The 11,372-nt window shown below is 67.0% G+C and carries 8 protein-coding genes and 1 riboswitch; of the genes, 6 read left to right on the forward strand and 2 right to left on the reverse strand.

The window, feature by feature from the left end:
• Nucleotides 1–112: 112 nt before the first annotated feature.
• The 3 genes from O0K41_RS07610 to O0K41_RS07620 all read left to right on the forward strand — a co-directional run bounded on the left by O0K41_RS07610 (nucleotide 113) and on the right by O0K41_RS07620 (nucleotide 2,799).
• Entirely contained in the window at nucleotides 113–835 is a 723-nt protein-coding gene (locus tag O0K41_RS07610; protein ID WP_005410629.1) for an AraC family transcriptional regulator, read from the forward strand.
• An 82-nt stretch (nucleotides 836–917) separates the two neighbouring features.
• Nucleotides 918–2,285 carry an amino acid permease gene (locus O0K41_RS07615; RefSeq protein WP_005410628.1) on the forward strand — a complete coding sequence of 456 codons (1,368 nt, stop codon included), beginning with the start codon at nucleotides 918–920 and terminating at the stop codon, nucleotides 2,283–2,285.
• A 103-nt stretch (nucleotides 2,286–2,388) separates the two neighbouring features.
• Entirely contained in the window at nucleotides 2,389–2,799 is a 411-nt protein-coding gene (locus O0K41_RS07620) for a VOC family protein (RefSeq protein WP_005410627.1), read from the forward strand.
• A gap of 76 nt (nucleotides 2,800–2,875) precedes the next feature.
• Here the strand turns inward: O0K41_RS07620 and gcvP are convergent, their stop codons facing one another.
• Nucleotides 2,876–5,743 (reverse strand): aminomethyl-transferring glycine dehydrogenase, encoded by a 2,868-nt coding sequence (gene gcvP, locus O0K41_RS07625; protein ID WP_049450946.1) that lies wholly within the window; start codon nucleotides 5,741–5,743, stop codon nucleotides 2,876–2,878.
• Between the two features lie 62 nt (nucleotides 5,744–5,805).
• A riboswitch (glycine riboswitch) is annotated at nucleotides 5,806–5,908 on the reverse strand.
• Between the two features lie 297 nt (nucleotides 5,909–6,205).
• Between gcvP and O0K41_RS07630 the strand changes: the two genes are divergently transcribed.
• From O0K41_RS07630 to O0K41_RS07640, 3 genes are all read left to right on the forward strand, one after another.
• Nucleotides 6,206–7,432, forward strand: coding sequence for a multidrug effflux MFS transporter (locus tag O0K41_RS07630; protein ID WP_024956946.1), 1,227 nt, complete (start codon nucleotides 6,206–6,208; stop codon nucleotides 7,430–7,432).
• A gap of 140 nt (nucleotides 7,433–7,572) precedes the next feature.
• Nucleotides 7,573–8,469 (forward strand): siderophore-interacting protein, encoded by an 897-nt coding sequence (locus tag O0K41_RS07635; protein ID WP_308304479.1) that lies wholly within the window; start codon nucleotides 7,573–7,575, stop codon nucleotides 8,467–8,469.
• Between the two features lie 68 nt (nucleotides 8,470–8,537).
• Complete coding sequence (locus tag O0K41_RS07640) at nucleotides 8,538–8,930, forward strand: hypothetical protein (RefSeq protein ID WP_005410623.1); 393 nt, start codon at nucleotides 8,538–8,540, stop codon at nucleotides 8,928–8,930.
• 119 nt (nucleotides 8,931–9,049) lie between these two features.
• Here O0K41_RS07640 and O0K41_RS07645 read toward each other — a convergent pair whose 3' ends face one another.
• On the reverse strand, nucleotides 9,050–11,014 hold the full coding sequence (locus O0K41_RS07645; RefSeq protein ID WP_005410621.1) for a M2 family metallopeptidase: 1,965 nt from the start codon (nucleotides 11,012–11,014) through the stop codon (nucleotides 9,050–9,052).
• Between the last annotated feature and the right edge of the window lie 358 nt (nucleotides 11,015–11,372).

Genomic DNA, 11,372 nt, shown 5'->3' on the forward strand with positions numbered 1-11,372 from the left:
ACGTTGGCTCCGGATGCTCAAAGAGAACCACGACACTGGAACCGGGCCCGTTAAACCGAGGTCCGGCAAAGGTGAACGTACAGGCAAAAGCAGGCTCGGGTATGCTTGTTCCATGCGAGTCGAGCCCGCCGACATCGAAGCCCTGTTCGACGCCATCCCGGATGTGCTGTTCTTCATCAAGGACCTTCAGGGGCGTTACACCCACGTCAACCAGACCATGCTGCGGCGGCTGGGCCTGCGCGCCCGCAAGGACGTGATCGGGCGTACCGCGGCGGAGATCTACCCGACCGGGCTGAGCGCCGACTACGTGGACCAGGACGCCCGCGTGCTGGCCGGTGAGGTGATCGAGAATCTGATGGAGCTGCACCTGTTCGCCAACCGCGAACCGGGCTGGTGCCTGACCTGCAAGCGTCCGCTGGTGGTCGATGGGGCCATCGAGGGCCTGATCGGCATTTCCCGCGACCTGGGCCAGAAGGACAGCCTGGGTACCCAGTACGAGCAGCTGCGGCTGGCGCTGGCCCACCTCAACGCGCACTACGCCGAGAACGTGCGCATGCAGACCCTGCTGGACATCACCGGCTTTTCGCTGTCCAAGCTGGAGCGCAGCTTCCGCAAGGTGTTCCAGATGACCCCGCAGCAGGTGCTGACCCGGCTGCGGATCCAGATGGCCATGCACCTGCTGCACGGTGACGAGAGCATCGCCAGCATCGGCCAGGCCTGCGGTTTCAGCGACCAGAGCGCCTTCACCCGCAAGTTCAAGGCTGAAACCGGTTTCTCGCCGCGTGCCTACCGCGCCCGTATTGGTGGCAGTGTCGGAGAGCCGGCACTGGCCTGAGCCGCCTGCTGCGCTGTGCCTATCCCCGCGGGCATTGGACAGGGTAAGGTGTCGCCCCTGTAGCCCGCCGCCAGCCCTGCCGATGCCCAACTCGATTCCGACCGCTTCACCGTCCCGCCTCGGACATTCGCTCAAGCCCCGCCAGCTGATCATGATGGGCCTGGGCAGCGCCATCGGCGCCGGCCTGTTCCTCGGCTCGGGCGTGGGTGTGCAGGCGGCCGGTCCGGCGGTCCTGGTGTCGTATCTGGTCGCCGGCGCGCTGGTGATCATCGTGATGAACGCTCTGGGCGAAATGGCGGCGGCCAAACCGACCAGCGGCGCGTTCTCGGTCTATGCCGCCGATGCCATGGGCGCCACCGCCGGTGCCACCGTCGGCTGGTTGTGGTGGGTGCAGCTGGTGATCGTGATCGCCGCCGAGGCGGTGGGAGCGGCCGGGCTGCTGGCCACGGTCTGGCCAGCAGTACCTGTACCGATGGCGGCGCTGGCCTTCATGCTGTTCTTCACCGCGATCAACCTGCTCGGGGTGAAGAACTTCGGCGAGTTCGAATTCTGGTTCGCCATCCTCAAAGTGGCGGCGATCCTGGCCTTCATCGCCATCGGCGTGGCGCTGCTGATGGGCTGGCTGCCGCAGGTGACCTCGCCGGGCCTGAGCAACTTCACCGAGCATGGTGGCTTCGCACCGAAGGGCCTGGCCGGTATTGGCGCTGCACTGCTGGTTGTCGTTTTTGCCTTCGGTGGCACCGAGATCGTCGCCGTTGCGGCGGCGGAGACCGAAGATCCGGAACGCAGCATCGCCCGTGCCATCCGCACCGTGGCGTGGCGCATCCTGGTGTTCTACATCGGCTCGCTGAGCGTGATCATCGCCGTGGTGCCGTGGACCAGCGAAGCGTTGAAGTCGCCCTTCGCCGCCGTGCTGGACATTGCCCGTATTCCGGGTGCCGGCACCGCCATCACCCTGATCGCGGTGATCGCGCTGCTGTCGGCACTCAATGCCAACCTCTACGGCGCCTCGCGCATGATGTATTCACTGGCGCAGCGCCGCGAAGCCCCGGCCGTGCTGGGCTGGACCGATCCGCGCCAGGTGCCGGTCATTGCCGTGCTGGCCAGCGTGCTGTTCGGTTTCGCCGCCACGGTGATGGAACTGCTGTTCCCGGACCGGGTGCTGCCGGTGCTGCTGAACATCGTCGGTTCGACCTGCCTGCTGGTGTGGACGCTGTCGCTGGTCTCACAACTGGTGTTGCGCCGCCGCGCGGATCGCCTGGGTACCCGGCTGCCGTTCCGCATGGCGGGCTTCCCGTGGCTGACCTGCTGCGCGCTGGCGATCCTGGCGCTGATCTTCGGCCTGCTGCTGAGCGAGTCGCACACCCGCCTGCAGTTCCTGTCGATGGTGGCGCTGACCGCCACCATCGCCGCCGGCAGCGCCATCGCGCGGCGCATGCGCGAGGCGTGACTGAAGCTGCCGGCCAGCGGCCGGCACTACCACGGGGGCTGCACATCTGCCGTGCCATCCTGATCGTGTGGGCCGTCATCGGCCCGTCGACCGGGAGTACCGCATGCTGCGCAGTCGCCCCTTCCTGATGTTTACCGGCCAGGCCGAGGCCGCGCTGGCCCTGTACGCCGAGGCCTTCGCCGATTTCCGCCTGCTGGCAATGCAGCGCCATCCGGACGGCGCCGGTGCCGGCGTGCCCGGGCAGGTCCGACAGGCCATCTTCCTGCTCGGTGGCACCCACTACCTGTGCTTTGACAGCCTGGACGTGCACGATTTCACCTTCAGCCCGTCGATCTCGCTGTTCGTCGAGTGCTCCGGCGCCGAGCAGTTCGAGCGCGCCGCGCGCGTGCTGGGCGAGGGCGGCCACTGGCTGATGCCGGTGGGCGACTATGACTTCAGCAACCGCTACGGCTGGGTGCAGGATCGCTTCGGCGTGTCGTGGCAGTTGAGCCTGGGGCAGATGCCGGACCCGTGATCGGATGTTTGTGCGTGTGGGCCCTGGTCCACACACCCTCATGAAAACGGCCCGCTTGCGCGGGCCGTTCCGTCAATCACGCTTCGACTTCATCGTCCTTGTAGGCATCGACCGGGATGCAGGCGCACATCACGTTCTTGTCGCCGTACACGTTGTCGACGCGTGCCACCGGCGGCCAGTACTTGCTCTGCTTCAGGCTGGCCAGCGGGAAGGCAGCCAGTTCGCGCGGGTAGGAGTGGGTCCACTCGCTGGCGGTCACTGCGGTGGCAGTGTGCGGCGCGTTCTTCAGCGGGTTGTCCTCGCGGTCCAGGCGGCCGTCTTCGATCGCGCTGATTTCCTCTCGGATCTGGATCATGGCGTTGATGAAGCGGTCCAGCTCGTGCAGCGACTCACTCTCGGTCGGCTCGACCATCAGCGTGCCGGCCACCGGGAAGCTCAGGGTCGGGGCGTGGAAGCCGAAGTCGATCAGGCGCTTGGCGACGTCCTCGGCGCCGATGCCGCTGGTCTTCTCCAGCGGGCGCACGTCGAGGATGCACTCGTGCGCCACCAGGCCGTTGCGGCCGGTGTACAGCGTCTTGAAGTGCGGCGCCAGGCGCTTGGCGATGTAGTTGGCGTTGAGCTGCGCGACCTGGGTGGCCTTGCGCAGGCCTTCGCGGCCCATCATCGCGATGTACATCCAGCTGATCGGCAGGATCGAGGCGCTGCCGAAGCTGGCCGCGCTGACCATGCCGACCGGACCGTTGTCACCCAGCTTGCCCGGCAGGAACGGCGCCAGGTGCTCCTTGACCGCGCACGGGCCGACGCCCGGGCCGCCACCGCCGTGCGGAATGCAGAAGGTCTTGTGCAGGTTCAGGTGCGAAACGTCCGAACCCCACTTGCCGGGCTTGGCCACGCCGACCAGGGCGTTCATGTTGGCGCCGTCGGTGTACACCTGGCCGCCGTGCTTGTGGATGATCTCGCAGATCTCGACCACCTCTTCCTCGAACACGCCGTGCGTGGACGGGTAGGTCATCATGATCGCGGCCAGGCGGTCGCTGTACTTCTCGGCGTTGAGGCGGATGTCTTCCACATCGACATTGCCGTTGGCATCGGTCTTGGTGACCACCACCTTCATGCCGCACATCTGCGCCGAGGCCGGGTTGGTGCCGTGCGCCGAATCCGGGATCAGGCAGATGTCGCGGTGGCCTTCGCCGCGCGAGCGGTGGTAGGCGCGGATCGCCAGCAGGCCGGCGTACTCGCCCTGTGCGCCGGAGTTCGGCTGCAGGCTGACCGCGTCGTAGCCGGTGCATTCGACCAGCATCGCTTCCAGCGTGTCGATCAGTTCCTTGTAGCCCAGCGCCTGGTCGGCCGGCACCAGCGGGTGGATCTGCGAGAACTCCGGCCAGGTCACCGGGATCATCTCGGCGGTGGCGTTGAGCTTCATGGTGCACGAACCCAGCGGGATCATCGTGCGGTCCATCGCCAGGTCCTTGTCGGCCAGCGAACGCAGGTAGCGCAGCAGTTCGTGCTCGCTGTGGTGGGTGTTGAACACCGGGTGGGTCAGGAACGCGGACTGGCGCAGCAGGCCGGCCGGCAGCGCGTCGGCGGTGCTGGCGTCCAGCGCGTCGACGTCCAGCGAGGCACCGAACACCGCAGCCACGGCGACGATGTCGGCGCGGGTGGTGGTCTCGTCCAGACTGATGCCGACCGAGTCGCTGTCGATCGCGCGCAGGTTGTAACCGGCGGCGCGTGCCTTGGCATGGATTTCATCGGCATGCACGCCGGTGACGTGCAGGGTGTCGAAGAAGTCGCCACCGACCTGCACGCCGGCATTGCGCAGCGCTGCGGCCAGGATCGAGGCCAGGCGGTGCGTGCGGCGGGCAATGCGGGTCAGGCCTTCCGGGCCGTGGTAAACGGCGTACATCGAGGCCATCACCGCCAGCAGCACCTGCGCGGTACAGATGTTGGAGGTGGCCTTCTCGCGGCGGATGTGCTGTTCGCGGGTCTGCAGGGTCAGGCGGTAGGCCGGGTTGCCCTGGGCATCGATCGAAACGCCGATCAGGCGGCCCGGCATCGAGCGCTTGTAGGCGTCACGGCAGGCCATGAAGGCGGCGTGCGGGCCACCGAAGCCGAACGGCACGCCGAAACGCTGGCTGTTGCCGACCACGATGTCCGCGCCCCATTCGCCCGGGGCAGCCAGCAGGGTCAGGGCCAGCAGGTCGGTGGCCACGGCCACCAGGCCGCCGCGTGCGTGCACGGCATCGACCAGCGCCTTGTAGTCGCCGACCTGGCCGAAGGTGTCCGGATACTGCAGCAGCAGGCCGAACGCTTCTGCTTCCAGTGCTTCGGCCGGGGTGCCGACGCGCAGCACGATGCCCATGGGCTCGGCGCGGGTACGCAGCAGTTCCAGGGTCTGTGGGTGCACGGCGTCGTGCACGAAGAAGGTGTCCGACTTCGATTTGGCCGAACGCTTGGCCAGAGTCATCGCTTCGGCGGCGGCGGTGGCTTCGTCCAGCAGCGAGGCGTTGGCGATTTCCATGCCGGTCAGGTCGGCGCACAGGGTCTGGAAGTTGATCAGCGCTTCCATGCGGCCCTGCGAGATTTCCGCCTGGTACGGGGTATAGGCGGTGTACCACGCCGGGTTTTCCAGGATGTTGCGCAGGATCACGTTCGGCGTGTGGGTACCGTAGTAACCCTGGCCGATGAAGCTGCGCAGCACGGTGTTCTTGTCGGCGATCGCACGGATCTTCGCCAGTGCCTGCACTTCGGTCATCGACTCCGGCAGTGCCAGCGGTGCCGGCGACTTGATCTTGGCCGGCACGATGGCGTCGGTCATCGCATCCAGCGACGCGTGGCCGACGACGTCGAGCATCTGCGCGATCTCGGCGTCGTTGGGGCCGATGTGGCGCTCGACGAACGCGTTGTGGTGCTCGAGCTCACGCAGGGAAGGGGTGTTCTGGGACATGGCGAAGGATCCGTCAGGAAAGGGCACACGCACGGGCACAAGCCGCCGGTCGGCGGTCTGCGGGGCGCCCCTCTGTCCTTTTGCCTGAGAGTTTAAAAGCGCGGCGGACCGCAGCTTCGTGCCCCTTCGGCGCCGGATCGAACCGGTCTCTCCAGAGTTGTGTTACGGGTGGTATCGGGCCTGAGCGATTACGGGCGTTGCGCCTTCGGCAGCGGTGTTCCGCTTCTCCCACCGTGTTGCCCGCCGATTATAGCCCGTTGCGGGCGCGGCGGCCGCCTTCGGACCTGGCGGCCGCGCCTGAATGGCCGATGGCCCGTCCGTGCGTTTTGTGCACTGCTGCATGGCATCAGGCGCAATCCCCACCTATGATGGGCGGATACCCGAATTCATCTGGCGCCGTCCCTGCTGCAGGGGACCGGCGCCCGCCGTGCGTGCCGCGCATGGCCCTGCCGGACGCCTTCCATGACCGCCGCTGTTGCTCCCTCCACCCGCCGCATGGCCCTGCTGCTCGCCGGCCTGGCCATGTTCGGTCCGTTTTCGATCGACACCATCTTCCCCGCGTTCCCGCAGCTGGCCCAGCGCCTGGCGGTGGACGAAGTGGCGGTGCAGCAGACCATCAGCGTGTACCTGCTGTTCTACGGCCTGATGAGCCTGGCGCACGGCCCGTTGTCCGATGCCTGGGGCCGCAAGCGGGTGATCCTCGGTGGCCTGGTGGTGTTCGTCGGCGCTTCGGTCGGCTGTGCGCTGTCCACCGACCTGACCACGCTGCTGGCGTTCCGCGCGCTGCAGGGCCTGTCAGCGGGCGTCGGCATGATCGTCGGCCGCGCGGTGATCCGCGACCTGTACCACGGACACGACGCGCAGCGCCTGATGAGCCAGGTATCGATGCTGTTCGGCATCGCTCCGGCCATCGCACCGATCATTGGCGGCTGGATCCTGCTCAGTGGCGCCGGCTGGCCACTGATTTTCTGGTTCCTGGTGATGTTTGCGCTGCTCCTGCTGGCGGCCACCGCACGCTACCTGCCGGAAACCCATCCGGTGGAGGCACGGGTGCCGTTGTCACCGCGCGTGCTGCTGCGTGATTACGTGCGCATCGGTTTCAACCCGCGGTTCCTGCGCCTGGCGCTGGCCGGCAGCATCGGTTTCGGCGGCATTTTCCTGTACATCTCCTCGGCGCCGGTGTTCGTGATGCAGCACCTGCATCTGGGCGAGGGTGGTTTTGCCTGGCTGTTCATCCCCACCATCGGCGGCATGACCACCGGCTCGTTCCTGTCCGGGCGCATGGCCGGGCACACCACGCCCACCCGCCAGGTGTCCATTGGTTTCGGCCTGTGTGCGCTGTCGGTGCTGCTGAATGTCGGCTACGTGGCGCTGTCGCCGCAGTTCGTGCTGCCGTGGGCGGTGCTGCCGATCTTCCTGGGCGGCATGGGCATGGCATTGATCTTCCCGATCCTGGCGCTGGCGGTGCTGGACATGTACCCGCATCAGCGCGGCCTGGCCTCGTCGCTGCAGGCCTTCGTGCAGCTGATGATCAGCACGGTGGTGGCCGGCGTGGTGTCGCCGCTGCTCAGCGCCAGCCCGCTGCACCTGGCACTGGGGCAGGCCGCGTTCTTCGCCGCCGGCTTCGTGTTCTGGTACTGGGAACACCAGCGTGAACGCGCGGCACAGGCGGCCTGCACGGGCCATTGAGCAGCGCGCAGGGGTAGGGCCGGCCGCTTTGCCCGCAACGCTTGCGAAGAGAAACGACCGGACTAGGCTGGGCACTCCAGCCAGCCGGTGCGTGGATGCACGACAGCCAGCCAATCCGATGTCGTTGCATGAGGTTCCCCATGGCTGCGCAGCAGACCTACCGCCTGTTCGAGGTGGCGCTGAAGGAGCGCCGCGTTCTTTCCCCTTCCCTGGACCGCATGGTGTTCACCGGTGCCGACGTGGCGCGGATGAAGACCGAAGGCCCTGACCAGCGCATCAAGGTGTTCTTCCCCTTGCCCGGCCAGGAGGTACCGCAGGTCCCCAGCGTTGAAGACTGGTACCCACGCTACCGGGCCCTGCCGGACGACAAGCGCCCGCCGATGCGTACCTACACCATCCGCCAGTTGCGCGCGGAGCAGGGCGAGGTCGACGTCGATTTCGTCATCCATGGCGAAACCGGCCCCGCCTCGCGCTGGGCCATGCACGCCCGCCCAGGCGACCGCGTGGTGCTGCTGGCCCCGGACGCCGACTGTGCCGGGAGCAGCGAGGGCTGGGAGTGGAAGCCACCGGCCGGTGTCGGCCAGGTGCTGCTGGTGGCCGATGAAACCGCGTTGCCTGCGGTGGCCGGCATCCTCGAGGAACTGGCGGCCATGGTCGACCCACCGCGCACGCTGGCGCTGCTGGAGGTGGCGCAGGCCGGTGATGCGGTGCACCTGAAGGCGCCCTCCAGCGCCGAGCTGGTCTGGCTGCCGCGCGGGCAGGCCGCCTACGGACAGCGGTTGCTGCAGGCGGTCCAGGCGCGGTTGGCAGCGACCTCGGGCGTGACTGCCGGCGATGCGCTGGAGGAGATCGACGTCGATACGCAGATCCTCTGGGAGCAGGCCGATACCCGCGTGGCCGGGCCGCTGTACGCTTGGGTGGCGGGCGAGGCGGGGGCCGTGATGGCGATCCGTCGCCATCTGGTGCGCGATTGCGGGCTGGACCGCCGCGCGATCACCTTCATGGGCTACTGGCGGCACGGCAAAGTGCTGGACTGAGGGGTGTGAAGCGGTGCTGCGGGCGGGGTGCGCTATCCTTGCGCCCCCCTTCGCAGCGGTACCGCACCATGTCCACCAGCTCCAAGACCCGCCGCGACCAGCGCCGTCGCCAGGAAAAGCAGGCCGCCAACAAGGCCGCCGCGCAGGCCTCGCCGGTGGAGCCGCATGCGGAACTGCGCGATGCACAGCGCACCCTGCTGGCCGGTGTCGTGCGCCGTGACGGCGAATGGGTGCTGGGCATGGACGGCCGCATCGCGGGCCACAGCGAGAGCGCTGCGCAGGTGCTGGCGCTGATCATGCAGGCCGGTGAACTGCACGAGCGCAACGGCACGCCGGTGCGCCTGATGTACTCCGATGCGCTGCGCGATGCCGCACAGGCCGAAGCCAGGGAGAAGGGCCAGACCTTCGAGGAATTCAAGGCCGAGCTGGCCGCAGCGATGGCCGCGAAGAAGAACAGCTGACTGCTGTTGCGGTAGAGCCGGCCGCTGGCCGGCTGCCCGTTGGGTCTTCATCGCGTAGTTGCCGGCCAGCGCCCGGCACTACCAGAAAGGGGCGGATCCTTTCGGACCCGCCCCTTTTCTCATTTCGCCGCCGGAGCCGCGTTGGCCTGCCAGCCGCACATCTGGCCTTCGTTCTGCTGCTTCAGCCACTCGTTGACCGGGGTGAAGTACTCGATCATCGGGCCGGCATCGAGCTTGTCGGTGCCGGTCAGCTCTTTCAGCGTGGCCTGCCACGGCTGGCTGGCACCCTTGCTCAGCATCGCCCAGTACTTCTGGCCGGCTTCCTTGTTGCCGTAGAAGGTGCACTCATGCAGCGGGCCCTTGTAGCCGGACGCGTCGCACAGGCCCTTGTAGAACTGGAACTGCAGGATGCGCGCCAGGAAGTAGCGGGTGTACGGAGTGTTGCCCGGCACGTGGTACTTCGCGCCCGGATCGAAGAACTCTTCGCCACGGGTGCTGGCCGGCGCCACGCCCTGGTACTTGGCCTTCAGGTCCCACCACGCCTTGTTGTAGTTGTCGGCAGTGATCGAGCCATCGAACACGCCCCAGCGCCAGCGGTCGATCATCAGCCCGAACGGCAGGAACGACACGCCTGACAGCGCCATGCGCATCTGGTTGTTGATGACCGCCTCGCGGCTTTCGGTCGGCGCATCGACCAGGCCGATCGAGCTGAGGTACTTGGGCGTCATCGCCAGCACGATGGTGTCGCCGATCGCTTCATGGAAGCCATCGTTGGCACCGCCCTGGAACAGCGGCGGCAGCGGGTTGTAGGCCAGGTCGTAATAGATGTGGCCCAGCTCGTGGTAGATGGTGGTGAAGTTCTCTTCGTTCGGCTTGATGCACATCTTGGTGCGCACGTCGCCTTCCATGTTCATGTCCCAGGCACTGGCGTGGCAGACCACGTCGCGGTCGTCAGGCTTGATGAACTGGGTCTTTTCCCAGTAGGACTGCGGCAGCGACGGCATGCCCAGCGACACGTAGAAGTCCTGCGCGCGCTCGGTCATCTGCTTGGCGGTACGCAGTTCGGCCTCGCGCTGCGCCTTGTACTGCGCGGCCACGTTGGCATCCTTGCCGGCCTTGGCCAGCGCCGCGCTCAGGTTGGTCTGGTACTGCTTTTCCAGCGCCGCGGTGATGTCCAGGCTGCCGGCGCCCGGGTACGGTTCCAGCTGGTCCCACAGGTTCGACCAGTCCTGCTGCCACATGTTGCCCAGCAGGTGCGCGGCGATCAGGCCATTGCCTACTTCGGCCTTGTCCTTGCCATAGGTCTTGTCCAGCTTGCCGCGCGCGTAGCAGTGCAGCTGCTCGTACATCGGCTTGACCTGTTCCCACAGGCGGTCGGTTTCCGGGCCGATCTGCTCCGGCGGCATGTCATAGCCGCTGCGCCACATCTGGCCGGCATCGGTGAAGCCCATGCCCTTGGCGCCTTCGTTCACCAGGCCGACGAACTTCTGGTAGTCGCCGCGCATGCTCTTGGTGGTGCTGTGCCAGCCCTGCCAGGCGTCAAGCTGCTTGTCGTAGTCGCGGCTGCGCGCCAGTACCTGTTCCAGCTCGCCCAGCTGGCGGCAGGAGTTCGGATCGTTGGCGTCGGTGCAGTACTTGCCGGCACCGTAGCTGCCTTCCATGCGGGTGGCGATCTGGGTCAGCTCGGCCAGCTTGGCCGGATCGCGCGGCGCCGGCATCGAGGACATCAGTTTCAGCAGGTGGATCGCACGCTTGCTGTCCTCGCTCATCGGCTTGCCGTCGAACTTGGCGGCCTGCTCGATCCAGCTGTTGAGCTGGGTCAGCGAGCGCTCGTTGGCCTTGGCCGCGATGCGTTCGGAATCACTGTTGATGTAGGTGGAAGACAGCCACTGCGCCGAGGTCATCTCCGGGTAGGCGGCCTTGAATTCGGCATTGATGCGGGCCACGAACTGGTCGGCGGTTTCGCCGGCCGGGGCGCTGCTGCTGGCGGTATCGGTGCCTGGGGCAGCTTCCTTTTTGCAGGCGGCCAGGGCCAGCGTGGCGGCGGCGATTGCCGAGGCCAGCAGGAGATGACGGTGTTTCACGGGCGGTCCTTGGGTGGTGAACGACGGCCGAAGGCTAGTGGGCCGTCGCTGCCACCGCAAGTGGCGGAAGTCGGCCGGGCGGCGCCCGGCACCCGCAGAGGCCTTCAAGCAACGGCAAAGGCCGAAGCAACAGCAACAGCGGACTGTCCGTGGTTTGGCGGGGCGGTGTTGGAGTGCGGGGACGCCGCAAGTACGTCCTTGTAGGCTTGGCAGCCGCATCCATGCGGCTGACACCCCGCACTCCGACACCGCCCCACCTCCGACAGATTCCATGTGCTGTCGGTAGGTGTCGACCTTGGTCGACACATCTGTCAGATATCGAATGAGTCATCCACGCATGGCGTGGATCTACTGTGTC

The sequence above is a fragment of the Stenotrophomonas sp. Sm2128 genome (assembly GCF_030985535.1).
In the GTDB taxonomy this organism is placed as follows: domain Bacteria; phylum Pseudomonadota; class Gammaproteobacteria; order Xanthomonadales; family Xanthomonadaceae; genus Stenotrophomonas; species Stenotrophomonas maltophilia.

Excerpts from the sequence above, each read along its gene's own strand:
- O0K41_RS07610 (WP_005410629.1), top strand. The coding sequence starts at position 113 with ATGCGAGTCGAGCCCGCCGACATCGAAGCCCTGTTCGACGCCATCCCG.
- O0K41_RS07640 (WP_005410623.1), top strand. The coding sequence starts at position 8,538 with ATGTCCACCAGCTCCAAGACCCGCCGCGACCAGCGCCGTCGCCAGGAA.
- O0K41_RS07630 (WP_024956946.1), top strand. The coding sequence starts at position 6,206 with ATGACCGCCGCTGTTGCTCCCTCCACCCGCCGCATGGCCCTGCTGCTC.
- O0K41_RS07615 (WP_005410628.1), top strand. The coding sequence starts at position 918 with ATGCCCAACTCGATTCCGACCGCTTCACCGTCCCGCCTCGGACATTCG.
- gcvP (WP_049450946.1), bottom strand. The coding sequence starts at position 5,743 with ATGTCCCAGAACACCCCTTCCCTGCGTGAGCTCGAGCACCACAACGCG.
- O0K41_RS07620 (WP_005410627.1), top strand. The coding sequence starts at position 2,389 with ATGCTGCGCAGTCGCCCCTTCCTGATGTTTACCGGCCAGGCCGAGGCC.
- O0K41_RS07635 (WP_308304479.1), top strand. The coding sequence starts at position 7,573 with ATGGCTGCGCAGCAGACCTACCGCCTGTTCGAGGTGGCGCTGAAGGAG.